This window comes from Sphingomonas sp. Xoc002, from assembly GCF_050408055.1.
Taxonomy (GTDB): Bacteria; Pseudomonadota; Alphaproteobacteria; order Sphingomonadales; family Sphingomonadaceae; genus Sphingomonas; species Sphingomonas yabuuchiae.
Window position 1 is genome coordinate 3,791,855 of record NZ_CP191175.1, and the last position, 25,172, is coordinate 3,817,026.

Sequence of the window (25,172 nt, forward strand, 5' to 3'; positions counted from 1 at the left end):
CCCGCGATCAAAACTATGGCGGTCCCCCCGCACCTTGCTTATGATCGGCCTCCGCGCAGCCGGGGGGCCGCGTCATGGTCTCATCGCCCCAAGCGGGATAGTTAAGCAGCGCGCATGAATCGTTTCGCCATCGGTATCGCCGGCATTCTCGTCATTCTGGGCATCGCCGTTGCCCTGTCCACCGACCGCCGGGCGATCCGTCCGCGCGTCGTCGGCGCGGCCTTTGCGTTGCAGGCGGGGATCGCGATCCTCGTCCTCTATGTGCCGTGGGGCAAGCGGGTGCTGCAATGGCTGTCGGGCGGGGTTGCCGGGCTGCTCGGCTATGCGAATGAGGGGACCAAGTTCCTGTTCGGCGCGCTGGCGTCCGATCCGCTGGGCCGCAACTTCGCGATCCAAGCGCTGCCGGTCATCATCTTCTTCGCCGCGCTCGTCTCGATCCTCTATTATCTGGGGATCATGCAGCTGGTCGTGCGCTGGCTGGGCGGCGCGATCGAGAAGGTGATCGGCGTGTCGAAGGTGGAGTCGCTCTGTGCCGCCGCCAACGTCTTCGTCGGCCAGTCCGAATCGCCGCTCGTCATCCGCCCCTATCTGGCCGGGCTCACCCCGGCGCAGCTGTTCACCGTAATGACCAGCGGCATGGCGGGCGTGGCGGGTACGATCCTGGCGGCCTATGCCTCGATGGGCATCTCGATCGAATATCTGCTCGCGGCCAGCTTCATGGCGGCGCCCGGCGGCATCCTGATGGCCAAGATCATCATGCCCGACCGCATGGAGCCCCCCGCCGGGCAGCTGCCGCTGGGCGACGTGATCGAGGACGAGAAGATCGCGCTGGCCGAAGCCACGCATGACGAGGAAAAGCCCGCCAACATCATCATGGCGGCGGCGCAGGGTGCGCAGACCGGCGTGAAGCTGGCCGTCGCGGTCGGCGCGATGGTGCTGGCCTTCGTCGCGCTGGTCGCGCTGGCGAACGGGCTGCTCGGCGGGTTGGGCAATCTGATCGGTATTCCGGGGCTGAGCTTCCAGGCACTGCTGGGGTACGTGTTCCAGCCGATCATGGCGCTGCTCAACGTGCCGTGGAAGGAAGCGGGCATTGCGGGCGGCCTGTTCGGCGAGAAGATCGTGCTCAACGAGTTCGTCGCCTATATCGACCTGGGCAAGCAGGCCGCACAGCTGTCGCCGCGCACCGTCGCGGTCATCACCTTCGCGCTGTGCGGTTTCGCCAATTTCTCGTCGATCGCGATCCAGATGGCGGTGACGGGCAGCCTCGCCCCCAATCAGCGCCCGACCATCGCCCGCCTGGGCATCCGCGCACTGATCGCAGGGAGCCTGGCCAATCTGATGTCGGCGGCGCTGGCGGGTCTGTTGATCGCATAAACTCCTCCCTTGGAAGGGGAGGTGGCAGGGCGAAGCCCTGACGGAGGGGTGTCACCCCTATCGAGAGCGGGACACCCCTCCACCAGCTTCGCTGGTCCCCCTCCCCTTACAGGGGAGGAATATCACCTTTACGGGGTTGATCCCTAAACCACGCACGCTATGGCGCGCCCTGTCGACCGCAGACGTGGCCGACTCACGCATAGGATCACAATGCCCCGATCTAGTCCCTTGTCCGGCGACGAGGACAGTAGACGCTTTCGCGTCCACGTTCTTGCCGACCGTCTGACGGGCCTGACGGGGTCGACGATGTCGGCCCGCTAGAGCCGTTCCTCGCCGACCTTCCGCCGGGCTCGACCACACGAACCCGAAGGAGGTCTGCCATGACCCGTAGCCTGTTCCGCGCGCATGTCCGCGCCCATTCCCTCGCCACCGTGATGGCCAGCGTCCCGCGCGAGCGCGCCCGGCTGCTCCGCGCCGTTGCATCCACCCGGCCCCAGCCGATACGTCGCACCCGCCCATCGGCCTGATCCGGGAAAAACGTCATGATCCGTATCGTTTCGCGGGCCGCGCTGTGCGGCCTGTTCCTCGTCGCGCGCGCCGCGTCCGCGCAGGACAGCCAGCCGGAGGATTTCGCGATCCACGGCCAGGCCACGCTCGTCGCACAGGGGGTCGGCGGCTTTGCCTCACCCTATACCGGCGCGAACAGCCTGACCCCGCGTCAGCTGAAGGAGACGACCGACGTCACCGCCTTTGTCGGCGCCCGCGCCTGGAAGGGCGGCGAACTGTGGATGAATCCCGAGATCGACCAGGGTTTCGGCCTGTCCAACACGCTGGGCGTCGCGGGCTTCCCGAGCGCGGAGGCCTATAAGGTCGGCAAGAGCGAACCCTATTTCCGGCTGCAACGCGCCTTTTTCCGCCAGACCTTCGGGCTTGGCGGCCCGCGCGAGGCGGTGGCGGGCGTCGCCAACCAGCTGGGCGGATCGCGCAGCATCGACCGGGTCGTGCTGACCATCGGCAAGTTCGGCGTCGGCGACGTGTTCGATACCAACCCGTACGCCCATGACCCGCGCGGCGATTTCCTCAACTGGTCGGCGGTCGATACCGGCAGCTTCGATTATGCCGCCGACGCCTGGGGCTATACCACCGGCATCGCCGCAGAACTCTATCGCGGCGACTGGAGCTTACGCACCGGGCTGTTCAACCTGTCGACCGTCCCCAATGGCGAGCGGCTGGAACATGGCTTCGGCCAGTATCAGCTCGATGCCGAGGTCGATCATCGCCACGAGGTGGCCGGGCGGCCCGGATCGGTGCGCTTCGGGTTTTTCCGCAACCGGGGGAATTTCAGCCGCTTCGACGAGGCGCTGGCCTATGCCGCCGCGACCGGCGGTGCGGTCGATCCGTCCGTCACCCGGCGGCGGATGACGCGGGTGGGCGGCTATATGAACATGGACCAGGCGTTGACCGATACGCTCGGCCTGTTCGCGCGGGTCGGGGTGAGTGATGGGTCGATCGAGCCCTATGACTTCACCGATATCGACCGGACGGCACAGATCGGCGGGTCGCTGAACGGCAAAGGCTGGGGCCGGGCGCAGGACCGGGTCGGACTCGCGCTGATCGCCAACGGGATTTCGGCCGAGCATCGCCGCTATCTGGCGGCGGGCGGGCTGGGCGTGCTGGTCGGCGACGGCAAGCTGCCCAATGCGGGCGCGGAGGAGATTGCCGAGGCCTATTACGACGTCGCGGTCTCCCGCGCGCTCGCGGTGACGCTGGACGCACAATATGTGGAGAATCCGGGGTACAATCGCGATCGCGGGCCCGCCGAGGTCTTCGCCCTGCGGGTGCACGGCGCGTTCTAAATTCCTCCCCAAGCTTGCTTGGGGAGGGGGACCGCCGCGAAGCGGGGGTGGTGGGGCATCCTTGCCTGCGGCGAGGCCCCTCCGTCAGGGCTTCGCCCTGCCACCTCCCCATCGGAGATGGGGAGGATTTGGTGGGTCAGCGCGTCGGCACCGGCTCCGCACCCGAATAATCATAGAAGCCCCGCCTGGTCTTGCGGCCATACCAGCCCGCTTCGACATATTTAATCAGCAGCGGCGCGGGCCGGAACTTGGGATCGCCGGTGCCCTCGAACAGCACGCGGGTGATCTCCAGGCAGGTGTCCAGCCCGATGAAATCGGCGAGCGTCAGCGGACCCATCGGATGGTTCAGCCCCAGCTGGCATGCCGCATCGATATCGGGGATCGTCGCCACGCCCTCGCCCAGCGCGAAGATCGCCTCGTTGATCATCGGCATCAGCACGCGGTTGACGATGAAGCCCGGCGCGTCGTTCGCGTGGACCACGCGTTTGCCTAGTTCCTGTGCGAAAGCCTCGACCTTGGCGACCGTCTCGTCCGAGGTGGCGAGGCCGCGGATCAGCTCGATCAGGCCCATCACCGGCACCGGATTGAAGAAATGCACGCCGACGAAGCGGCCCGCATCGGGGGCCGCCTGCGCCAGCCGGGTGATCGGGATGGACGAGGTGTTGGTCGCCAGGATCGCGGTGTCGGACATGACCTTGCCGACCTCCTCGAAGATCGCGCGCTTGATGGCCTCGCGCTCGGTCGCGGCCTCGATCACCAATTCGCAATCCGCCATGGCGGACAGGCTGCCGACCGGCTCGATTCGGCCGAGCAGTGCGTCGGCGTCCTCGCGCGTCGTCTTTTCCTTGGTCACCAGCCGGTCGAGCGCCTTGGCGATGCCCGCCTTGCCCGCCTCGGCACGCTCGGCCGAGACGTCCGCCAGCTTCACCGCATAGCCCGCCGCCGCCGAGACCTGCGCGATGCCCGCGCCCATCTGACCGGCTCCGATCACGCCCACTGACTTCATCGACACTCTCCTGTTCCTTTGGCCTGCTTTCCGGCCTGTTCTTCTGGCCCGCATCTCTGCCACAAAGCCTGTTGCAACGCGCCCTATCCGGTTCGGAACGGGATCGCCAGCAAAGGGGTTGATCGGGTATGATTCGCATGAGCCTTGCCGTGAGCGTAGCACTGGCCGCAACGGCGGCGAGCGCGGCGACCACGCCGGACACGCCCAGGCCGGGCAAGCCGAAGCTGTTCCGCGACTGGATCGTCGCCTGCGACAATGGCCGGGCCTGCGAGGCGGCGTCGCTGGCGGCCGGGGAATCGATGCTTCAGGATGTCGGGCTGATCGTCGCGCGCGACGGCGGCGGCCGGGTGACGGTGCGTATCCGCGACCTGACCGGCAAGGCGAAGACGGCGAGCGTCCGGGTCGATGGCCGGACCATCGCCTCGACCCCGCTGGACCGTGACGGCGAGGGCGAGTGGCAGGGCGCCTCCGCCAGCGCACTTGTCGCCGCCATCGCCAGGGGCCGGCGCGCCACGCTGCTGACGCCGACCTCGCACCCCCTTGCGCTGGCGGGCGCATCGGCCGCCTTTCGCTATATGGACGAACGGCAGGGACGTGTGGGCACGACCTCCGCGCTGATCGCCCGCGGCACGAAACGCTATCGTGGTGCCGCGCCCGCGCTGCCCATGGTGCAGGTCGTCACCCCGCCGCCCGGCGCAGCCCCCGCCATCCCCGCCACCGCGATCGGCGAGGCGCGGCGACGCTATCGCTGCGTGATCGACGATGGCAGCCCGTTCAGCGCCGACGCGCACCGGCTCGACCGGCGCAGCACGCTGGTGCTGATGTCCTGCGGCGCGGGCGCCTATAATTATCTGGTGAAGCCGCTGATCTGGCGCGACGGGCGGTTGAGCCCCGCCGATTTCGACTTCGCCTATCATTTCGGCGAGACGCCCGAACCCGGCCAGCCCGAAATCCTGGTCAATGTCGACTGGTCGCGCGACGGCCGCCTGTCGAGCTGGGGCAAGGGCCGGGGGCTGGGCGATTGCGGCGATGCGCAGCAATTCGGCTGGGACGGCACCCGTTTCCGCCTGCTCCATGCCGAGCAGATGACCGAATGCCGAGGTGCGATCGATACGCTGACCGTCTGGCGAACGCGGGCCGTTCCCGTGAAGCCGCGATAGAGGAGACAAGGATGCTCGAACATCTGCCAGCATGGTTGGGCAAGGCGATGAGCGGCTGGCGCGCCGGGGTCGAATCGATCGCGGTCGTTCGTCCCGAACTGGCGCCGCCCGCCGCGATGCCGCTCAACAGCCCGGCCTTTGGCGATATGGCGCGGCTGCCCGAACGCTTCACCGCCGATGGCGAGGGGGTGTCGCCGCCACTCTACTGGGGCGATCCGCCCGAGGGTACCGCGATGCTGGCGCTGATCGTCGAGGATGCCGACGCGCCGACGCCGCAGCCGCTGGTCCACGCCATCGTCTGGAACCTGCCACCGCGCGCAGGCGAACTGGCCGAGGGCGCGATCGTCGCGGATGGCGCGGGCACGCCCGAAGGGGGCGATGTCGGGCGCAATTCCTACTTGAGCGAAGGCTGGCTGCCGCCCGATCCGCCGCGCGGGCATGGCGAACATCGTTATGTCTTCCAGCTGTTCGCGCTGGATGCCGTGGTCGATATCGGCGGACAGACGCCGGGTCGCGGTGCGATGGTCGAGGCGATGGCGGGGCATGTGCTGGCCGCCGGCGTGCTGACGGGCACCTATTCGCGCGAGGAGGAAGCCCCGGTCGGCCCGGTGGGTGCAGGCGCGGTCGCCTGATAGGGGAAAGAAGGACGGCCGGGTGTCAGAATGGCATGGCCCGGCCGCCAGAGGGGTAAGGCACGATCACGCTCAGGCGATCGGAAAGATCGGTGCGGCGCTGGTGATGGCGAGACCGGCGAAGACGAAAGCGCCAAGGACCGAGACGAGGATCTGGCGGGTCTGGAACGAAGCGAACATGGTGAAACTCCCTGAGAAACCTGCCGGTCGGACCATCCGACCGGCGATACCAGGGACATTGCAGAGAGCGTGCCAGTTTTAAAAATGGCGGATTTCCGTGGTTTTCTGGAAATCCTTTTCCGACCCTGGGAAATTCCGCCACGACCCGACGGGATTTTCCGCCATCCGATGGCGGAAAATCAGGCGTCGTTGCAGGCGCGGTCGCGACCTTCCTTTTTCGCTCGGTACAGAAGCGCATCGGCCCGCGCGAACAGCGTCTCCTGCGTATCCTCGGGGTTCAGCGCGGTGATCCCGGCCGAGAAGGTGACTTCGCCGACCGGCTCGCCCGTTTCCCGGACGCGCATCCGGCGGTTGCGCACCGCATCGCGCGCCCGTTCGACCAGCGCCGCCGCCTGCCTGGTGGTCAGGCCGGACATCAGGATGGCGAATTCCTCGCCGCCATGACGGCAGACGAGATGCCCCTGGCATTCCTCGGCCAGGATCTTGCCGATCGAATGCAGCACCCGGTCGCCCGTGGCGTGGCCCAGCTCGTCGTTGATCCGCTTGAACCGGTCGACGTCGCACAGTGCCAGGTGGCAACCGTCCGAAGCCTGGAAACACTGTCCCAGCGCCTCGGAAAAGGCCAGCCGATTGGCCAGCCCGGTCAGCGGGTCGCGCCGCGCCGTCGCCCGCGCCTCGGCCAGCTTCTCGCGCAGCGTGTCGGCCTCCGCCGTCGCCTGCTCCAGCCGCCGTTCGGTCGCGTGGATCCGCTCCAGCATCTCGCCGGTCAGCGTCGCCAGCGTCGGCAGGTCGATCTCCGCGCGGTTCATTTCCTCTACGTTGCGCGCCAGATTGGCCCCGAAGGCCGAGGTATCCTCCTGGAAGGTACGCATCACCGACATGAATGCCGTGACCTGATTCTCGGTCTGTTCGGCCAGCGCGTCCGACCGCGCCTCCGCCTCGGGCGGCGCGACGCGGTCGGCCGCCGATTCGCGGACGGCCGGTTCGGCCGCATCCGGTTCGGGCATGGGACTCGACGCCCCCTCCGGACCGCCCAGCCGGACGATATCGTCCTGATGCAGGCGAACGCCGCCATCGATCAGCGACTCGACCGCGCGCGCGAGGTTGCCTTTGGGATTGGTCAGGATCGCATGGACAAAGGCGTAATGCGCCGGATCGGGGGAGAGCCGGTGATCTTCCAGAAACTTGCCGATACGCTCATACAAACTGGCAGATGTGGTCATGGCTCGCCGCGGTCCTGCATCCGCCGTGTCGCCCCATCCCCGGTAAAGCCCCATGACACGCGCCTGTCAGCGACGGGTTTGCAATTCGCGTACCGCCGCCAGCGTCGTGGCGACATGCTCGGAGGGGTTCATGTCGTCATGGACGAAGACGACGCGGCCGTCGCGACCGATGACATAGCTGGTGCGCGAGGTGATATCGCGCCCCTCGATCTGACGACCGAGCGCGACGTCATAGCCCTTGACGATCGCAGGACCGGCGCTGGCGACCGGGAACTTGCCCGCACATTCCGCCTTGGAAAAGGCGGCGAGCTTGTCGACCGGGTCGGCCGACATGCCGATCACGCGCGCACCGGCCGCACGAAAGGCGTCGATCTTCTCGGCAAAGGCGCGCGCTTCGGCGCTGCATCCGCTCGTGAAGGCGGCGGGGAAGAAATACAGGACGACCGGGCCGTGGCGCAGCTGTTCCTTGAGGTGCAGCGTGAAGACCTTGCCCGCCACCGCGCCGCGCGTGGTGAAATCGGGGGCCGGGGCACCGGGACGCAGGGCCGCCGCGGCCGGTACCGCTGCCATCGCCAGGAGAACGCCCAATACTGCCCTCATCGCCCCATTCCTTATATTAAGATAGTTAACGCCTATCCCGTTGCGATCATGGCGTCCATTGCTGATCGCGCAGTCCTATCCTATCCGGGTTAATATGTCCGTACACGCCGACGATATTCAGCTGGCCCTTCGTCTTGCCGATGCTGCCGGAGCCGCCATCCGCCCCTATTTCCGCACCGAAATGGGGCTGGAAATCAAGGAGGACCGCTCGCCCGTGACGCTGGCCGATCGCGAGGCGGAGGCGGCGATGCGCCGCATCCTGGAGGCGGAGCGTTCGGGCGACGGCATTCATGGCGAGGAATATGGCGTCAAGGACGGCGTGACGGGGCGCCAATGGGTGCTCGATCCCATCGACGGCACGCGCAGCTTCACCGTCGGGCGGCCGATCTTCGGCACGCTGATCGCGCTGGTCGAAAATGGCTGGCCGGTGCTGGGCATCATCGACCAGCCGATCGCGCGTGAGCGCTGGCTGGGCGTGGCGGGACGGCCGACCCTGTTCAACGGACAGCCGACGCGCACCCGCGCCTGTCGCGACCTGGACGGCGCGACCATCGCGACGACCAGCCCGCATCTGTTCGACGACGAAGACGTGCCGCATTTCATGGCGCTGGTCGCCGCGGTCAGCGGCCAGTCCCCGCGCCAGGGGCCGGTCTATGGCGGCGACTGTTACAATTACGGCCTGCTGGCGAGCGGCCATATCGACCTGGTCTGCGAATCGGGGCTGAAGCTGCACGACTTCGCCGCGCTGGTCCCGGTGGTCGAGGGCGCGGGCGGGCGGATGTGCGACTGGAACGGCGACCCGCTGACCGCCGACAGCGCGGGCCATGTGCTGGCGATCGGCGACCCCGCGCGCACCGACGAGGTGCTGGAGGCGCTGCGCAACGTGCCGCATGGGCGTGATCACGGGCACGATCACGATCATTAATTCCTCCCCTGTAAGGGGAGGGGGACCATGCGCAGCATGGTGGAGGGGTGTCACCCCTATCGAGAGCGTGACACCCCTCCGTCAGGGCTTCGCCCTGCCACCTCCCCTTACAGGGGAGGAACAGCTCAGCCGGTGAGGCCTGCCGCCGTGGCCAGGCCCAGAAACGCCAGGAACCCGATCGAATCGGTCGTCATCGTCACGAACACCGAGGACGCCACCGCCGGATCGGCGTCGAACCGTTCCAGCGTCACCGGCACCAGCACGCCCGCCAGCCCCGCGACCAGGATGTTGGTCATCATCGCCGCCGCGATCACCATGCCCAGCGCCGGGTTGCCGAAGACCAGGCTCACCCCCACCCCGATCACCGCCGCGACGGTCACGCCGTTCATCATCGCCACGCGAATCTCGCGCATGATCGCACGCGCGGTGTTGGACCGGGTCAGCTGGTTGGTCGCCAGCGCGCGCACCGTCACCGCCAGCGTCTGCGTGCCCGCATTGCCGCCCACGCCCGCGACGATCGGCATCAGCGTGGCCAGCGCCACCATCCGCGCGATCGTCCCCTCGAACGCGGCGATCACCGAGGAGGCGACCATCGCGGTGATCAGGTTGGCGAGCAGCCAGCGGACGCGGCTCTTGTAGCTGTCGAGGATCGGCTCGTTGATGTCGCCCTCGCCCGCGCCCGACAGGCGCAGTACGTCCTCGCCCGCCTCCTGCTGGATGATGTGGACGATGTCGTCGACGGTGATCATGCCGACCAGCCGCCCGCTGCCGTCGACCACCGCAGCCGAGATCAGTGCATATTTCTGGAAGCGCAGCGCGACTTCTTCCTGGTCCATGTCGACCGGGATCAGCGTCTGTTCGCGCTTCATCACGTCGCCGATCACGATCTGCCCCGGCGCGCGCAGAATCCAGGAGAGCTGGCAGGTGCCGATCGGCCGGTGGCCCGGATCGACGACGAAGATTTCCCAGAAATCGGTGGTCAGTTCCTCGTCGTCGCGCAGGAACTGGATCGTCTCGGCCACCGTCCAATGTTCGGGCACCGCGATCAGCTCGCGCTGCATCAGGCGGCCGGCGGACTCCTCGGGGAAGGACAAGGCCTCCTCGATCGCGGCGCGGTCGTCCGGGTCGAGCGCGCGCAGCACCGCGCGCTGCTCGTCCTCGTCCATGTCCTCGATGATCGCGACCGCGTCGTCGGTGTCGAGTTCCGAGGCGATGTCGGCGACTTCATGCGGTTCGAGCGCCTGGATCAGCTGCTCGCGCACATAGTCGTTCATCTCGGCGAAGACGTCGCCGTTCAGCAGATCCGCGACCGCGCGCGCCAGATTGACGCGTTCCTCGTCCCCGACCAGCTCGAACAGGTCGGCGATGTCGGCGGGGTGGAGCGGCTCGACCAGCGCGCGTGCGCCCTCGTCGTCGCCCGCCTCCAGCGCGTCGAGCACGGCCGTCACATATTCGGGCTTCAGCCGGTCGTCTTCGTCCAGCTGGGTTTCGGGCAGCTGGGTCTCGGTTTCGAGTTCGGGGAGTTCGGTGTCGCTGATCTCGGCCTCCCTCGATCGATCATGAACGCTGTGTCACGCCTCTAAACTGCGACGGCGGCATTTGCCAGCGGGCACGGGAATGCCTACCTGCGGGGCATCAACCAAGGAAGACCCCTTATGGCCGAGACTTTTTCCAAGCTGACCCTGACGCTCGAGAGCGGCGATGTCGTCATCACGCTGCGCCCCGACCTGGCGCCCGAGCATGTCGCGCGCATCGGCGGCCTCGCCAATGAAGGCTTTTACGACGGCGTCGTGTTCCACCGCGTGATCCCGGGCTTCATGGCGCAGGGCGGCGACCCCACCGGCACCGGCATGTCGGGTTCGGACAAGCCCAACCTGAAGCAGGAATTCAACGCCGAGCCGCATGTGCGCGGCACCTGCTCGATGGCGCGGACCAACGATCCGAACTCGGCCAATTCGCAGTTCTTCATCTGCTTCGACGACGCGCGCTTCCTCGACCGCCAGTACACGGTCTGGGGCCAGGTCGAGAGCGGCATGGAGCATGTCGACGCGCTGCCGAAGGGCGAGCCGCCCCGTAACCCGGGCAAGATTTTGAAGGCGACCGCGGAGTAATTTTTGCGAGCCGGACGAAGGGGGGAGTCTCGAAAGAGGCTCCCCCTTTTTTTGTTTGAGCGATTCATCCGCCACCGGCACGCCCCTCCCGCAAGCGGGAGGGGATGGGGGAGGGAAAGCCACGGGAGACCGTCTCTGTGAGACACCTCGCCCTCCCCAACCCCTCCCGCCTGCGGGAGGGGCTATCGTAGCGGGAGGGCGAGAAGCCCCCTCAAACGTCGCGGAATTTGGGCGAGCGACGCTCCATATTCGCGCGCACCGCCTCGCGGTGGTTCTCACCCTGCATCAGCGCCAGCTGCTCGGCGCTCTCCATCGCCAGCATCGCTACCGGTTCGCTTCCCATCGCCGCGAACAACCGCTTGGCGCTGCGCACCGCATCGGGGCTTCGCCCGCCGATCTTCCCCGCCAGCGCCAGCGCCTCGGCGTGCGGATCCTCCACCAGTTGCGTCACGAACCCCGCCGCCACCGCTTCGGCCGCGTCGAATTCGCGCGCGGTATAGACCCATTCGCGAAGCACATCCTGGCGCACCCCGCCCCACAGCGCGAAGCCGCCCATGTCGGGGACGATGCCCCAATGCACCTCGCGAATCGCGAAACGGGTGGCGGGATGGGCGAGACGGATGTCCGCGCCGCCCATGATCTGGGTCGCGCCGCCGAACACCACGCCGTGAACCGCCGCAATCACCGGCACCGGCAGCGTCCGCCAGCCCCACGCGACCTGCTGCACCAGATTGGCCGGGCCATGGCTGCGTGCCGCCAGATCCAGCCCCGCCAGCTCGCCGCCCGCCATCGCCGCCATGTCGAGGCCGGAGCAGAACCCCTCCCCCTCGCCCGACAGCACCACCGCGCGCAGGTCGGCCCGCGACGACAGCGCGTCGATCACCTCGGCCAGCGCCTCGAACATCGCTCGGTCGATGGCGTTCAGCTTTTCCCCGCGCACCAGACGCACATCGGCCACGCCGTCCGTCACCGCGATCGTCACCCGGCCGTCCATATCTCTCTCCTTTTGCGCCAGCGCGTGGCTCGTGTAGAGCATCGCATCATGGGGTTCGACATGGAACGCTTCGTCGCGATGGGCGGCCTGGGCGGCGGGCATGGCCAGCATCTGGGCATCGCGTACCGCGCGCACGGGGAAGACTGGGCGGAGCTGGCGCTGCCTTACGATGCACGGCTGATCGGCGATCCGACCAGCGGCGTCATCGCCTCCGGGCCGATCGTCGCGATGATGGACATGGCGACCAGCGTCGCCGTCTGGCTAAAGCGCGGCGCGTTCGAGCCGCATGTGACGCTGGACCTGCGGGTCGATTATCTCCGCCCCGCCGTCCCCGAACACACCGTGATCGGGCGCGGGGAGTGCTATCGCCTGACCCGCAGCATCGCCTTTGTCCGGGGCATCGCGCATGACGGCGACCCCGACGATCCGGTCGCGCATGTCGCGGGCACCTTTATCGGCATGACCGCATGAGCGCGCCGCGCACCGGCATCGGGCAGGCGATGGTGCTGCCCCCTTATGCGGAATGGCTGGGCTGTTCGATCGAATGGGTCGACGGGCTGCCGCAGCTGGTCATGCCGTTCGGCGAGCATGTGATGGGCTGGCCCGGCCTGTTACAGGGCGGCGCGATCGCCGGGCTGCTGGAGGTGGCGGGCATCGCCGCGCTGACCCACCGCCTGTCGAACGAGGGGTCGACGCGGATCAAGCCGGTGACGGTCACGACCGATTACCTGCGTACCGGTCGCGACCATCCGACCCGCGCGGTCGGCACCATCCTGCGCCTCGGCCAGCGGACCGCCAATGTCGAGGTGACCGCCTGGCAGGAGGATCGCGAAAAGCCGATCGCGACCGCACGGTTGAATTACCGCATCCTGCGCGGCTGAGCTTTCGCAAGCGCCTGCTTGATCGCGGCATCGGCGACCGGCGCCATGGCGGCATAGCCCTGCGCATTGGGATGCACCCCATCGGTGCCATAGGCCGGGTTCAGCGCGTCCCCGACATGCAGGACCGACCAGTAATCGGCATAGGTCGCGCCGATCTGCTTGGCATAGGTCCTCAACCAGGCATTCAGCGTCGCGATGCGCGGTGCGGTGGCCAGGCCCGGCTTCCACTCGAAATGATCGGCGGGCGGGATCGAGGCCAGGATCACGCGGATGCCGTTGGCCTGGGCCAGCTCGACCATCGACATGATATTGCCCTGAACCTGCGCGTCGGTCGTCGGGCCGGTATTGCCCGCAATGTCGTTGGTGCCCGCCATGATCTGCACCACCGCAGGCTTCAGGGCGATCACGTCCTGCCGGAAGCGGAGCAGCATCTGCGACGTCGTCTGCCCACTGATCCCGCGTCCGATCCGACCGGGGGTGAAGAATTGCGGCATCTTGCCGACCCAGCCCTCGGTGATCGAATCGCCCATGAAGACGATGCGCGGCTGCCCCGCCACCGGCGCGGACAGCTTGGCATTGTCACTACGGTAGCGCGCCAGATACGCGAAGTCGTTGTGCAACCGCTCCTCCCATTCGCGGGTCCAGCGCTGCGAATCCGTTTCCTTCGGCGCGGTCTGCGCAGCGGCGGGTGCAGCGAGGGTCAGCGCCGCGAGCGCGGTCAGGATCACCCGGCTCACGGGCGCAGGTCCGTGGCGGTCGCGGTGACGTTCCAGCCGCGCAAGGCGACCATCGGCTTGTCCGCCTTGGCCGTGGGGTAGCGAATCTCGATCACGCGGGTCTCTCCGGGCATCAGGGTGACGTAATTGTCGCTGAAATAGGCGGGCAGCACCTGGGTGCCGTCGGCATTCATCACGGTCAGCTTGGTTTCGATCGCGGGGACGGTGCCGCCATTGGTCAGGGAGACGCTGGCCAGCGTCTCCTCGCCTTGCGCTTGCGTCGTTGCGGTCGCGGTGACGGCGGCCGGGGCCATTGCGGTCAGCGCGCGATAGCCCGCATCGTCCGCCGCTTCCCAATAGCTGTTGGTCGACAGCAGCTGCCCGCCCGCATCCGTCGCCTCAAGCCGGACCAGCACCGGCCCCCGCTTCATCGCGGGCGCGAGGTCGAGGTTCAGCGCTGGCGTCACCCCCTCGGCACCCGCGACGATCTTCGCTTCCTGCTCGCTCTCGGTCCGGCCATCCAGCCCGACGATCTTCGCGCGCACCTGCACGCCCTTCAGCGCGTCTCGGGTGTTGTTGACCAGCACGACGCGGTGGTCGGGCAGGTTCATCTGGACATGGATCGGCTCGGCGGCCTTCTTCACGCCGTAGAAGGCGGCATGGGTGTCATAGTCGGACGAGAAGATTTGCCAGGCCGAGGACGGCCAGGCGGGCTGGGTCATCCACAGCATCCGCCCCGAATTCTCGGTCCAGAGCCCGGCATTCATCCCCTCGAAGATGGCGCGATAGGATTCATACTGCATCATCTGCGCCTTGCGCTCGAAATCCTCCAACCCGGTGGCGGGGCCGAAGCGGCGTTCGAGCACGTCCATATAGGTCTTCACCGCGCCGTTCCCGGTCTGGTGCCAGTCGTGATAGGCCCAGACATCGCCGATCGGCCAGCGATCCGCCTCGGCCGGAATGGTCCGCTTCCACGATTCCAGCGTCGGCAGCGAGGGCGTGCCGACCTCGACCGAGAAGCCCTTGGCATGGGTGGTGAAATACTCGACCGGCGGCCGCCAGTTATAGGGGCCGGAGCCCTGGAGGTTCACCGCGTTGGACGAGGGCATATAGAGCCGCGTCCCGTCCTCGGCGCGCAGCAGCGTGTCGAGCCCGCTATTCAGGATCGGCTGCGGCACGCCTTCGTTTCGGCCGAACCAGGCGACGATCGAGGGGTGATTGCGATAGCGGCGCACCACGTCGGCCGCATTGGCGAGGAACAGCTGCGGGTCCTCGGCCTCCATATTGTAATCCTGGGTCGACTCCCAGAAGTCGGACAGGACCATCAGGCCATATTCGTCGGCCAGGTCGAAGAAGCTCTCCTCGGTATTCTGGCCGACCCAGTTGCGCACGATGTTGAGATGCGCGTCGTGGTGCAGGCGGAAGAACGGCTCCAGATGCGCGCGATCGACGCGCTTCATGAAATCGTCCATGCCGATATTGCCGCCGCGTGCCGCGATCCGCACGCCGTTGACCCGCAAGGTCATATAGGGGGCGAGGCGCGGATCGTCGGTGACCTTGGCTACCGCCGCCGACTGGTCGCCGCCGGGCATGAAGCTCATCGCCCAGCCATTGCCCGTCTTGCGGATGCCCGCATGGCTGGTGTCCACCACCTTCGGTCCGCCGCGCACCCGGTTGAGGTCCAGCGTCACCCGCTCCAGATCGCCGTCACCGTCGAACAGCGACAGGTCATAGGTCACCTGCCGCATCCCGAAGCGCAGGCCCTTCGAGTCGGACAGCGCGCCATCGACCGCCGCCGTCAGCGCCAGATCGTGCAGCGCCGGGTCGCCATAGCCATTGGGCCACCACAGACGCGGGTTCTTGACCGACAGCTGCGGGAATTCGCTGGGCGACAGGACGGCGCGGATCGTCTGGCCCGGCGCGACCGTCACCGGCTTTTCGACCACCACATCGTCGAACACCGCGCGCACCGTCGTCGTCACCGGCGTCTGGCCGTTGTTGGTGACGGGCACCGCGATCTCGACATCGGCGACCGAATTGTCGGGCTTGGGCAGGGTCGTCACCACCTGCGGGTCGCCGATCACCGCCGGGCCGGTGGCGGCCAGCGTCACGCCCTGCCACAGCCCGGTATTGCGGTCGCGGACCGAGGGGATCCAGTCCCACCCCTCGGTCGCGACGAAGGTCGGGCCGTCGACCATCTGGACGCCGCCATTCTCGCCCACCCCCGCCGTCATCGATTCCTCATGCGCGAGGCCGGGATGCGGCGGCGGCGACACCCGCACCGCGATGGCATTGCGTCCGGCGGCCAGCGTCACGGGGAAGCGGCCACGAATGAAGGCGCCCTTCATCGTCCCCGCCATCCGGCCATTGACCCAGACCTCGGCGGAATAGTTCACCCCGTTGAAGGTCAGCCACATCGTCCGCCCGGCGGCCTCGGCGGGCGTGTCGAACTCGGTGCGATACCAATAATCCTGCCGCGCCAGCGTCTCGGGGATCGACAGGTTGTTCAGCCCGACCGCCGGATCGGGATAGACGCCGCGATCGACCAGCGTCGTCAGCACGGTGCCCGGCACGGTCGCGGCATACCATTTGCTCGCGTCGAAATTGCCCTGCGACAGGTCCGCGCCGCCGGGGCCGACCCTGGCCGCCTCGATCAGCCGCCAGCCATTCACCGCCCATTGGCCGGTGGCGGTGGAGACGAGCGCGGGGGTCTTGGGTTCGGGCCTGGCGGTGCCGCCGGTCGGGATCGGCGCCTTGGACTGGGGCAGGGTCCAGGCGTCCTGCGGCGTGGTCTGCCCCTGCATCTGCCGGGTCTGATAGGGCCAGCTGGGGCTGCCGGTCTGAAGCGCGATCTTCGCCGGATCGGGCGCGCGCCGGGCGGCGACGCGGATGGTCAGCGGATCGACCGCCTCGCGCACCATGCGGAAATCGACGACCTTGCCCGCAAAGACGGGCTGATAGCTGCGCGGCGCCAGCGTCGCGACGCCGGTCACGGGCGCCAGCGACAGGCCGCGCTGCACCACCTGCCGACCGTTCACGAACAGCCGGACGATCTTTCCGTCATAGCTGGCGGCGATATAGGTCCATTTGTTGCGGTCGGCATCGCCGCCGCCCTGGACCACCCCCGCCTCGGTGACGAGCGCGGGCTGGCCGTCGACCAGCGCCAGATAGCGGCGCGGCCCCCCGGTGGGGTTGCCGAAGCCGCCGATCAGCATCGTCGTGCCCTTGCCCATCACGCTGCGCGGCTGGACCCAGGCGGACAGCGTCCAGTTGGGCGCGGTAACCGGCGACGTGACGATGGCACGGGCGTAGGAATCGCCACCGGGCGGCAGATCGGCGTTGATCGGCCCCAGAGGCGTGGCGGGCGGCGGGTTCTGTGCCGGAGCCGTCTGTGCCGCAGCGGCCATCCCCCAGACCAGCGCCGTCACTGATGCCAGAGCCCCCATCGCTCTTGCCGCCGCCACGCTCATGCCTGCTCCTTTTGAATCGCCGCGGGATAAAGCAAATGAAAAGCCCTAAAGTCAAAGGGCGCTGTACCCATTCCTCCCCTGCAAGGGGAGGTGTCGCGCGAAGCGTGACGGAGGGGTGTCCCCCTATCGAGAGGGGGGACACCCCTCCGTCAGGCCTGCGGCCTGCCACCTCCCCTTATAGGGGAGGAATAGGGATTACCCGCCAAAGCGCTCGATCGCCTCGCGGATGCCGGTCCAGACTGTACCGAGCTGTTCCGGTGTGATGGAGTAAGGCGGCATCACATAGATGGTGTTGCCCATCGGCCGGACGAGCAGATCGCGCTCGCGGAAATGGGCCAGCAGTCGGGGCGCCAGGTCGGACAGGTAATCCTGCCCCGCGCCCAGCTCGAACGCCGCGATGGTGCCGAGCTGACGGGGGCTGTGGACCGACGCTTCGCTTGCCACCGTTGCCAGATGCCGCGATTGCGCCGCCGCCAGAGCATCGATCCGCGCCTGCACCGGCTCGTCGCGCCAGATCGCCAGATTGGCCGCCGCCGCCGCGCAGGCGATGGGGTTGGCGGTGTAGCTGGACGAGTGGAAGAACTGTTTCGACCGGTCGGTCTCCGACCAGTGCGCCTGGAAGATCGGCTCGATCGCCAGCGTCACCGCCAGCGGCACCGCGCCGCCGGTCAGCCCCTTGGACAGGCAGAGAATGTCGGGCACCACCCCCGCCTGCTCGCAGGCCAGCAACGTGCCGGCGCGGCCCCAGCCGGTCATGATCTCGTCGGCAATGAACAAGACGCCGTGCGCTGCGCAAATGTCGCGCATCGCGGCCAGCGTCTCCGGCATGTAGAGCAGCATGCCGCCCGCGCCGAGCACCAGCGGCTCGACGATGAACGCCGCCGCGCCTGCCCGGCACTCCGCCTCCAATGCGTCGAGCGTGGCCTGCACGTCCCTGGGAAAGGGAATGGTGCCGACATCGAAGAGCAGCGGCGCATAGGCGCGGTTGTACACGCCGCGCGCGCCGACCGACATCGCGCCGATCGTGTCGCCATGATAGCTGTGTTCGAGAACGAGGATGCGGTGACGCGGCTCGCCGCGGTGGAGCCAGTATCCCAGCGCCATCTTCAGCGCGACCTCGACCGCCGTCGAACCGGAGTCGGAGAAGAACACCCGCGTCAGTTCGGACGGGGTGACCCGCACCAGCTCGGCGGCGACCTGCTCGGCGGGTTCATGCGTCCAGCCCGCGAAGATGATCTGGTCGAGCCTGCCCGCTTGGTCAGCGATGGCGGAGCTGATGCGCGGATGGTTATGGCCGTGCGTCGTCACCCACCAGCTGGAAATGGCGTCGATCACCTCGCGCCCGTCGACCGTGGTCAGCACCGCGCCGCTGGCCGAGGCGACCTTGGGGATCGGCTCGCCCAGGCCGTGCTGGGTAAAGGGATGCCAGACCGGCGAGGTCATCGGAAATCCCCGATGTCGAAATTCGCCGCGAATGCTTCCGCCAACGTCTCGCGGGTCAGCTCGGCGAGGCGCGGCAGGCGGCCGAGCCGCTTCACCCCGCCGATCGCGGCAATGGTCGCCTCGCTGTCCTCGACGCCCTCGCCGACGAATGCGACGCCCAGGATCGGCACCCCGCGCGACCGCAGCGCCTCGATCGACAACAGGCTGTGGTTGATCGTGCCCAGCCCGGTCCGCGCGACCAGCACCACCGGGCGGCCCCAATGGGCGAACAGGTCGGCGAACAGCAACTGGCGGGTGACGGGCACCAGCGCCCCGCCCGCCCCCTCGGCGACCAGCGGGCCATCGATCGGCGGCAGGGCCAGCCGGTCCATTGCGATCTCCACCCCGTCGATCTCGGCCGCACGGTGCGGCGAGCAAGGGGTCTTCAACCGATAGGCGGAGGGAAGGACCGTGCGCCCACTGAGCGCGGCGACCGTCTCGGCATCGCCATGCCCCTCCTCGTCGGTACCCGCCTGGACCGGCTTCCAATAGCTGGCCCCCAGCGCGCCGGTCAGTGCGGCGGAGAAGACGGTCTTGCCGATTTCGGTATCGGTGCCGGTGACGATGATCGCGCTCATGCCAGAACCTCGTTCAGTGCCTGGTCGAGGGCGAGGATGTCCGCCTCCTCGACATTGAGGGTGATCGACAGCCGCAGCCGCGCCGCGCCCACCGGCACGGTCGGCGGGCGGATGCCGCGAATGTCGAAGCCGCGCGTCTGCAACGCCTCGCCCGCGCGCATGGTGCGGCCATTGTCGTGCAGGATCAGCGGCATGATCGGCGTGCCGTTCGCCAGCGCGCCCTGTTTCGCCAGACGCTCTCCTGCCAGCGCGATCCGCTCATGGAGCGCGATCCGCCGCTCCGGCTCGTCGGCGAGGATGCGCAAGGCCTCGCGCACCCCGCGCGCCATCAGGGGCGAGGGCGCGGTCGAGAAGATGAAGCCCCGCCCGCGATTGATCAGATAGTCGCGCACGATGGCGGGCCCGGCGACCAGCGCGCCCTCGCACCCCAATGCCTTGCCGCAGGTGTGGAGGGTGACGACCCGCTCGCCGGGCGTGGCGAGCCCCTGCCCCCGGTCGCCGAAGACCCCGGTGGCATGCGCCTCGTCCACGATCAGCATCGCATCGTGCCGCTCGGCCAAAGCCATCAGGTCTGCAAGCGGCGCGGTGTCGCCGTCCATCGAATAGAGGCTTTCGACCGCGATCCAGGCAGTGCCCTTGCCGCCCTGGGTGCGCCAGGCCCGGATCGCATCCTCGAACGCCGCCGGGTCGTTATGCGCCGCCGCCACGGACTGCGCCCGCGACAGCTTCATCCCCTCATGCATGCTGGCATGGACCAGCGCATCATGGACGATCAGGTCGCCGCGCTGGGGCAGCGTCGCCAGGAGCGTCGCATTGGCGGTATAGCCCGACGAGAAATACAGACTCGCCTCCGCCCCGAAGAATGTAGCGGCTTCGGCCTCCAGCGCCTCATGCTCCGGGTGGTTGCCGCGCAACAGTCGCGAGCCGCCCGAACCGATGGGGACGCCCTCTGCCACCGCGTTCGCGATGGCAGCGGCAAGGCGGGAGTGGCTCGCCAGCCCCAGATAGTCGTTGGAGGCGAAGTCCCTGCCCCTTTGCGGAGCCAGCCCCCGCAACCGGTCCCGCGCGGCCAGTCGGGCCAGATCGGCGCGATGAAAGTCCAGCATGGGGGCTTCCCTAGCCAGACGAGCGGAGGAGCGGAACCGGAATTTGCGGCGGATTCCCTTGGCCTTCGACTTCGGCGCTTACCTCAAACCGGCTCCGCCAGCGTCACGATGGACACCCCCGGCGTCAGCGGCACACGCCCGACCAGATGCCGCTCCAGCCGGAAGATCGCCTCGAACGCCTTGTTGAGCGGTGCGGGCGGGGGCGAGTCGTCGCTGTCGTCGCGGCCGGTGATCCGCCCCGCGATCCGTGCCGCCGCCGCCAGCGGGAAGAGCAGCGAGTTGAAATAGCCGAGCTTGCGGGGTTTCAGCCCCGCCTTCTCGATCGCCGACACCAACGTTCCCTTGGAATAGCGGCGATGGTGATGGTTCACCACGTCATGCGCCGACCACATCCACTGATGCGCAGGGACGGCGATCAGGATCTTGCCGCCCGGTTTCAGGCAGGACTTCATCGCGGCCAGCGCGGCGACATCGTCCTCGATATGCTCGACCACATCGAGCACCGCGATCAGGTCGTACGCGCCCCGCTCGATCCCCGGCAGTTCGGGGAGCGGCGCGGCCTGGACCGGCTTGCCCAGCCGGGCGGACGCGATCTCGCGCGCGGCGGGGTCGATCTCGATCGCGTCGACCGTGCCGAAGCTCGCCAGCATGGGCAGGTTGTGCCCGGTGCCGCAGCCGATCTCCAGGATGCGCGCCTCGGCGGGCAGCTTGCCATAGCGGGTCAGATAGTCCGCCAGGATGTCGCGGCGCGCGCGATACCACCAATGGGTGGAATCATGCGCGGCCATGCGGTCGTAAACGATACGGTCCATGAACTTATCCGAAGACCCATTGGCGGTTGAGCGCGAAGGTCGCGATCGGCGTGATCGTGACCACCGGGATCAGCGCGACCCAGGGTTGTTGATGCAATAGCCCGGTCGCGATCCAGGTGAAGAGCGCGTTCAACGCAAGGCCGAAGCCCTGCACCACCAGGAATTTCAGATGCTGCCGGCCGCTCGAGTCGCGGGTGCCGTGCCCGCGAAAACTCCACGCGCTGTGCAGGAAGAAGCCGACGATCACCGCGACCAGAAAGGCGGGCGGCACCGCCAGCACGGCCTTGTCGTGCGGCAACACCCAATAGGTCAGCGGCAGATAGACCGCCGAATAGACGACCGTCGACAGGCCGCCCGCGATGCCGAACCGGATCAACTGGCCCAGCATGCCGCTGTCCCGCCATCGTTCGATCTGGTGCTGAAGAGTCGCCACGCCGCCGCCTTTGCCCCCGACCTTGCCCTTTGCGTCGCCCGCGATAGAGCGGGCCCATGGTCCTGCGCCTTAAGCTGCGGGCGGGTATGAGGGAAGCGTCTTTGGAACGTCTGCAGCGTGAGATCGACCGCAACTGGCAACGCTGGGTGCTGGTGGCGTGGGCCGCGATCACCGCCTGGTACATGTACGACCGCTGGGGCCAGATACGCTGGTGGTCGCTGGGCGACACCGACGACAATATGCGGCTGATGCAGGTGCGGGCCTGGATGGCGGGGCAGGACTGGTATGATCTGCGCCAGTATCGGATGAACCCGCCGGTCGGCTTCGACATCCATTGGAGCCGCATCGTCGACCTGCCCATCGCCGGGCTGATCCTGTTCTTCCGCCTGTTCACCACCCCCGCCTGGGCCGAGCGGCTCGCCTGCGGCCTGGCGCCGCTGATCCCGCTGTCGATCACCATGACCGCGCTGGCGGTGACGCTGCGCCGCCTGATCGGGGTGCTGACATGGCCGCTGGGCCTGGCGCTGCTGCTGTGCGCCCATGCGACGCTGTTGATGTATATGCCGATGCGCATCGACCATCACGGGTGGCAGCTGGCGATGCTGGCGGTCACGGTCGCGGGTCTGTGCGATCCGGCGGCACGGCGCGGCGGCGCGCTGGTCGGCCTGGCGAGCGCGGTGTCGCTGGCGATCGGGCTGGAGATGCTGCCCTATGCCGCGATGGCGGGCGCGATCCTGACGCTGCGCTGGGTCTGGGACCGGGCGGAGGCCGATCGGCTGGCCGTCTATGCGCTGACCCTGGGCGGCGGGAGCGCGGCGGGGTTCGCCGCCTTTGCCTCCAACGCCAATTACGCGATGCGCTGCGACGCGCTGACCCCAGTCTGGTTGTCTGTAACGGTCGCGGCAGGCGCGCTGCTGTTCGTGCTGGCGCGGATCAATCCGGCGTCGCGCGGTGCGCGGCTGGGTCTGGCGGTGGTCGCGGGTGCGATGATCGCGGGCGGTTTCGCCAGCCTGTTCCCGCAATGCCTGACCCGCCCCGAACAGGTCAGCCCCGAGTTGCAGCGCAACTGGCTGAACAATGTCCGCGAGGCCAAGCCGATCTACAAGCACCCGCTTCGCGTCGCGCTGCCCATGGCGATCATGCCGGTGATCGGGATGATCGGGGCGATCGTCGCGGCTTGGCGGCGGCGGACGATCGGCTGGACCGCGGTGGCGCTGTTCACGACCTTCGCCTGCCTGATGCTGCTGTGGCAGGCGCGGGCGGCCCCGGCGGCGCAGATGCTGGCGATCCCGGGCATCGCGGCGCTGCTCTGGATGGTCCTGCCCTGGCTGACGCGGCTGCGCTCGCCCCTGCTGCGGGTGCCCGCCATCGTGCTGGCGGTGCTGGTGCCGACGGGGATCGCGGCGAGTTGGATCGTCACCTATCTGCCCGCGACCCAGCCGAGCGCTTATGCGAGCCGGGTCAACCGTGCGACCGGGCAGTGCGTGCGCACCTCGGTGCTGACGCGGGTGAATGCCTATCCCCGGGCGATGGTGTTCACCTTCGTCGATCTGGGGCCACGGCTGATCGTGACGACGCATCATGACGCGATCGCAGGACCCTATCACCGCAACGGCGATGCGATCCTGGACGTGCAGCATGCCTTTCAGGGCAGCGAGGCGCAGGCGCGCGCGATCATGAAGCGGCATGGTGCGACGCTGCTGCTGATCTGCCCGGACATGGCCGAGTCGACCAACTACCGCGCGCGCGCGCCGGGCGGCTTCTATGACCGGATGGCGCGCGGCTGGACGCCGAACTGGCTGACCCCGCTGCCGCTGCCCAAGGGATCGCCGCTAAGGCTGTATCGGATCCGCTGAAATCTCCCCTTCACGGGGAGGGCGCCGCCTCAAAGCGGTGGTGGAGGGGGCTTGCCGCCAGGGATGTCCCAGGCGGCAAGCCCCCTCCGCTGTCAGACCTTCCCGGTCAGCTCGGGCACGACGGTGAAGAGATCGCCGACCAGGCCGATGTCCGCAACCTGGAAGATGGGCGCATCCTCGTCCTTGTTGATTGCGACGATGATTTTGGAGTCCTTCATCCCCGCCAGATGCTGGATCGCGCCCGAGATGCCGACCGCGACATAGACTTCCGGTGCGACGATCTTGCCGGTCTGGCCGACCTGATAGTCGTTGGGGGCATAGCCCGCATCGACCGCCGCACGGCTCGCGCCGACGGCGGCGCCCAGCTTGTCGGCGAGCGGATCGATCAGCGCATGGAACTGCTCCTCTGACCCCAGCGCGCGGCCGCCCGAGACGATGATCTTGGCGCTGGTCAGCTCGGGCCGGGCATTCTCGGCCTTTTCGGCACCGACGAAGCGGGACTTGGCCGCGTCGCCCTTCGCGGCGACCGCCTCGACCTCACCCGAGCCGCCCTCGGCCGCTGCTTTCTCGAATGCGGTGGTGCGGACGGTCAGGACGAGCTTGGTGTCGCTGGTCTTGACCGTGGCAATCGCGTTGCCGGCATAGATCGGCCGGGTGAAGCTGTCCGGCCCCTCGACCGACAATATGTCGCTGATCTGCATGACGTCGATAAGAGCGGCGACACGCGGGGCGATATTCTTGCCGGTGGTGGTCGACGGCGCGAGGAAGGCGTCGTGGCTTTCCATCAGCTTGGCCACCAGCGGCGCGACATTCTCCGCCAGCGCATTGGCGTAGGCCGCATCGTCGGCGACATGGACCTTGCCTACGCCCGCGATCCTGGCGGCGGCCTGCGCGACGCCGTCGACGCCCTGCCCTGCGACGATCAGGTGCACCTCGCCCAGCTTGGCCGCCGCCGTGACGGTCGCCAGCGTGGCATCCTTGACGGACCCGCCGTCATGCTCGACCCATACCAGCGTCTTCACTTGGCCACTCCCAGTGCTTTCAGTTTCTCGACCAGTTCGTCGACCGAGCCGACCTTGACGCCCGCCTGGCGCTTGCCGGGCTCGGCGACGTGCGTGATCGTCAGCCGGGGCGACACGTCGACGCCGTAATCGGCGGCGGTCTTGGTCACCATCGGCTTGGACTTGGCCTTCATGATGTTGGGGAGAGACGCATAGCGCGGCTCGTTGAGGCGAAGGTCGGTGGTGACGATGGCGGGCAACGTCAGCGCCACCGTCTCCAGCCCGCCATCGACCTCGCGGGTGACGTTGGCCGTCTCACCCTCGATCTCGACCTTCGAGGCGAACGTGCCCTGCGCCCAGCCGAGCAGCCCCGCCAGCATCTGGCCGGTCTGGTTGTTGTCGCCGTCGATCGCCTGCTTGCCCAGGATGACGACGCCGGGCTGTTCCTCCTCGACCAGCTTGGCGAGCAGCTTGGCGACGCCCAAGGGCTCCACCGGCTGGTCCGAGGTGATCAGCACCGCCCGGTCCGCACCCATGGCGAGTGCGGTGCGCAGCGTGTCCGCCGCCTTGGGCTCGCCGATCGAGACGACGACGACCTCGGTCGCCGCGCCCTTCTCCTTCAGCCGGATCGCCTCTTCCACCGCGATCTCGTCGAACGGGTTCATCGACATCTTCACGTTCGCCAGATCGACGCCCGTCCCGTCCGCCTTCACGCGCGGCTTCACGTTATAATCCAACACCCGCTTCACGGGCACGACGATCTTCATCGCGGTTCC

24 protein-coding genes are annotated in these 25,172 nt (G+C 68.0%); 10 read left to right on the forward strand and 14 right to left on the reverse strand.

Annotation, left to right across the window (positions count from 1 at the left end; translation table 11 throughout):
• Window positions 1–114 precede the first annotated feature (114 nt).
• From ACQR50_RS17440 to ACQR50_RS17450, 3 genes are all read left to right on the forward strand, one after another.
• Entirely contained in the window at window positions 115–1,374 is a 1,260-nt protein-coding gene (locus tag ACQR50_RS17440) for a NupC/NupG family nucleoside CNT transporter (RefSeq protein ID WP_056436288.1), read from the forward strand.
• Between the two features lie 380 nt (window positions 1,375–1,754).
• Window positions 1,755–1,901, forward strand: a complete 147-nt coding sequence (locus ACQR50_RS17445) for a hypothetical protein (RefSeq protein ID WP_428969271.1) — start codon at window positions 1,755–1,757, stop codon at window positions 1,899–1,901.
• 15 nt (window positions 1,902–1,916) lie between these two features.
• Window positions 1,917–3,230 (forward strand): carbohydrate porin, encoded by a 1,314-nt coding sequence (locus tag ACQR50_RS17450; RefSeq protein ID WP_428969272.1) that lies wholly within the window; start codon window positions 1,917–1,919, stop codon window positions 3,228–3,230.
• A gap of 136 nt (window positions 3,231–3,366) precedes the next feature.
• On the opposite strand, the gene ACQR50_RS17455 is transcribed toward ACQR50_RS17450, so the two are convergent.
• The gene (locus ACQR50_RS17455; protein ID WP_056436294.1) at window positions 3,367–4,236 is read right to left on the reverse strand and encodes a 3-hydroxybutyryl-CoA dehydrogenase; all 870 of its coding nucleotides are present in this window, start codon (window positions 4,234–4,236) and stop codon (window positions 3,367–3,369) included.
• A 137-nt stretch (window positions 4,237–4,373) separates the two neighbouring features.
• Here ACQR50_RS17455 and ACQR50_RS17460 point away from each other — a divergent pair, with 137 nt between their 5' ends.
• Together ACQR50_RS17460 and ACQR50_RS17465 are read left to right on the forward strand one after the other, a co-directional pair.
• Entirely contained in the window at window positions 4,374–5,396 is a 1,023-nt protein-coding gene (locus ACQR50_RS17460; RefSeq protein ID WP_428969273.1) for a DUF1176 domain-containing protein, read from the forward strand.
• 11 nt (window positions 5,397–5,407) lie between these two features.
• Entirely contained in the window at window positions 5,408–6,028 is a 621-nt protein-coding gene (locus tag ACQR50_RS17465) for a YbhB/YbcL family Raf kinase inhibitor-like protein (RefSeq protein WP_428969274.1), read from the forward strand.
• A gap of 359 nt (window positions 6,029–6,387) precedes the next feature.
• Here the strand turns inward: ACQR50_RS17465 and ACQR50_RS17470 are convergent, their stop codons facing one another.
• Together ACQR50_RS17470 and ACQR50_RS17475 are read right to left on the reverse strand one after the other, a co-directional pair.
• On the reverse strand, window positions 6,388–7,431 hold the full coding sequence (locus tag ACQR50_RS17470; protein WP_428969275.1) for a diguanylate cyclase: 1,044 nt from the start codon (window positions 7,429–7,431) through the stop codon (window positions 6,388–6,390).
• Between the two features lie 66 nt (window positions 7,432–7,497).
• Window positions 7,498–8,031, reverse strand: coding sequence for a peroxiredoxin (locus ACQR50_RS17475; RefSeq protein ID WP_428969276.1), 534 nt, complete (start codon window positions 8,029–8,031; stop codon window positions 7,498–7,500).
• A 94-nt stretch (window positions 8,032–8,125) separates the two neighbouring features.
• Between ACQR50_RS17475 and ACQR50_RS17480 the strand changes: the two genes are divergently transcribed.
• Window positions 8,126–8,956, forward strand: coding sequence for an inositol monophosphatase family protein (locus ACQR50_RS17480; protein ID WP_428969277.1), 831 nt, complete (start codon window positions 8,126–8,128; stop codon window positions 8,954–8,956).
• Between the two features lie 125 nt (window positions 8,957–9,081).
• On the opposite strand, the gene mgtE is transcribed toward ACQR50_RS17480, so the two are convergent.
• Window positions 9,082–10,494 carry a magnesium transporter gene (mgtE, locus tag ACQR50_RS17485; protein WP_428970736.1) on the reverse strand — a complete coding sequence of 471 codons (1,413 nt, stop codon included), beginning with the start codon at window positions 10,492–10,494 and terminating at the stop codon, window positions 9,082–9,084.
• 117 nt (window positions 10,495–10,611) lie between these two features.
• On the opposite strand from mgtE, the gene ACQR50_RS17490 reads away from it, so the two are divergent.
• Window positions 10,612–11,067 carry a peptidylprolyl isomerase gene (locus ACQR50_RS17490; RefSeq protein WP_056436311.1) on the forward strand — a complete coding sequence of 152 codons (456 nt, stop codon included), beginning with the start codon at window positions 10,612–10,614 and terminating at the stop codon, window positions 11,065–11,067.
• Between the two features lie 211 nt (window positions 11,068–11,278).
• Here the strand turns inward: ACQR50_RS17490 and ACQR50_RS17495 are convergent, their stop codons facing one another.
• Window positions 11,279–12,061, reverse strand: a complete 783-nt coding sequence (locus ACQR50_RS17495; protein ID WP_428970737.1) for a crotonase/enoyl-CoA hydratase family protein — start codon at window positions 12,059–12,061, stop codon at window positions 11,279–11,281.
• A gap of 60 nt (window positions 12,062–12,121) precedes the next feature.
• Between ACQR50_RS17495 and ACQR50_RS17500 the strand changes: the two genes are divergently transcribed.
• Window positions 12,122–12,532, forward strand: coding sequence for a PaaI family thioesterase (locus ACQR50_RS17500; RefSeq protein WP_428969278.1), 411 nt, complete (start codon window positions 12,122–12,124; stop codon window positions 12,530–12,532).
• Window positions 12,529–12,942: a PaaI family thioesterase gene (locus ACQR50_RS17505; RefSeq protein ID WP_240456305.1), complete on the forward strand. Its 414-nt coding sequence runs from the start codon at window positions 12,529–12,531 to the stop codon at window positions 12,940–12,942. Before ACQR50_RS17500 ends, ACQR50_RS17505 begins: the two co-directional genes overlap by 4 nt.
• Here the strand turns inward: ACQR50_RS17505 and ACQR50_RS17510 are convergent.
• The 7 genes from ACQR50_RS17510 to ACQR50_RS17540 all read right to left on the reverse strand — a co-directional run bounded on the left by ACQR50_RS17510 (window position 12,921) and on the right by ACQR50_RS17540 (window position 21,494).
• The gene (locus ACQR50_RS17510) at window positions 12,921–13,679 is read right to left on the reverse strand and encodes an SGNH/GDSL hydrolase family protein (RefSeq protein ID WP_428969279.1); all 759 of its coding nucleotides are present in this window, start codon (window positions 13,677–13,679) and stop codon (window positions 12,921–12,923) included. The genes ACQR50_RS17505 and ACQR50_RS17510 overlap by 22 nt on opposite strands.
• Window positions 13,676–17,128, reverse strand: a complete 3,453-nt coding sequence (locus tag ACQR50_RS17515) for a glycosyl hydrolase 2 galactose-binding domain-containing protein (protein WP_428969280.1) — start codon at window positions 17,126–17,128, stop codon at window positions 13,676–13,678. The genes ACQR50_RS17510 and ACQR50_RS17515 overlap by 4 nt, the downstream gene beginning before the upstream one ends.
• A gap of 195 nt (window positions 17,129–17,323) precedes the next feature.
• Window positions 17,324–18,571, reverse strand: a complete 1,248-nt coding sequence (locus tag ACQR50_RS17520) for an adenosylmethionine--8-amino-7-oxononanoate transaminase (protein WP_428969281.1) — start codon at window positions 18,569–18,571, stop codon at window positions 17,324–17,326.
• Window positions 18,568–19,188, reverse strand: a complete 621-nt coding sequence (bioD, locus tag ACQR50_RS17525) for a dethiobiotin synthase (protein WP_428969282.1) — start codon at window positions 19,186–19,188, stop codon at window positions 18,568–18,570. The genes ACQR50_RS17520 and bioD overlap by 4 nt, the downstream gene beginning before the upstream one ends.
• Complete coding sequence (locus tag ACQR50_RS17530) at window positions 19,185–20,294, reverse strand: 8-amino-7-oxononanoate synthase (RefSeq protein WP_428969283.1); 1,110 nt, start codon at window positions 20,292–20,294, stop codon at window positions 19,185–19,187. Before ACQR50_RS17530 ends, bioD begins: the two co-directional genes overlap by 4 nt.
• Before the next feature lie 83 nt (window positions 20,295–20,377).
• Entirely contained in the window at window positions 20,378–21,106 is a 729-nt protein-coding gene (locus ACQR50_RS17535; RefSeq protein WP_056436331.1) for a class I SAM-dependent methyltransferase, read from the reverse strand.
• Between the two features lie 4 nt (window positions 21,107–21,110).
• Window positions 21,111–21,494: a GtrA family protein gene (locus ACQR50_RS17540; RefSeq protein ID WP_428970738.1), complete on the reverse strand. Its 384-nt coding sequence runs from the start codon at window positions 21,492–21,494 to the stop codon at window positions 21,111–21,113.
• 131 nt (window positions 21,495–21,625) lie between these two features.
• Between ACQR50_RS17540 and ACQR50_RS17545 the strand changes: the two genes are divergently transcribed.
• Complete coding sequence (locus tag ACQR50_RS17545) at window positions 21,626–23,395, forward strand: AcrB/AcrD/AcrF family protein (protein ID WP_428970739.1); 1,770 nt, start codon at window positions 21,626–21,628, stop codon at window positions 23,393–23,395.
• A 92-nt stretch (window positions 23,396–23,487) separates the two neighbouring features.
• Here the strand turns inward: ACQR50_RS17545 and ACQR50_RS17550 are convergent, their stop codons facing one another.
• Both ACQR50_RS17550 and ACQR50_RS17555 read right to left on the reverse strand, forming a co-directional pair.
• A complete protein-coding gene (locus ACQR50_RS17550) occupies window positions 23,488–24,417 on the reverse strand; it encodes an electron transfer flavoprotein subunit alpha/FixB family protein (RefSeq protein WP_428969284.1) in 930 nt (309 codons plus the stop codon).
• A complete protein-coding gene (locus ACQR50_RS17555) occupies window positions 24,414–25,163 on the reverse strand; it encodes an electron transfer flavoprotein subunit beta/FixA family protein (RefSeq protein ID WP_428969285.1) in 750 nt (249 codons plus the stop codon). The genes ACQR50_RS17550 and ACQR50_RS17555 overlap by 4 nt, the downstream gene beginning before the upstream one ends.
• Between the last annotated feature and the right edge of the window lie 9 nt (window positions 25,164–25,172).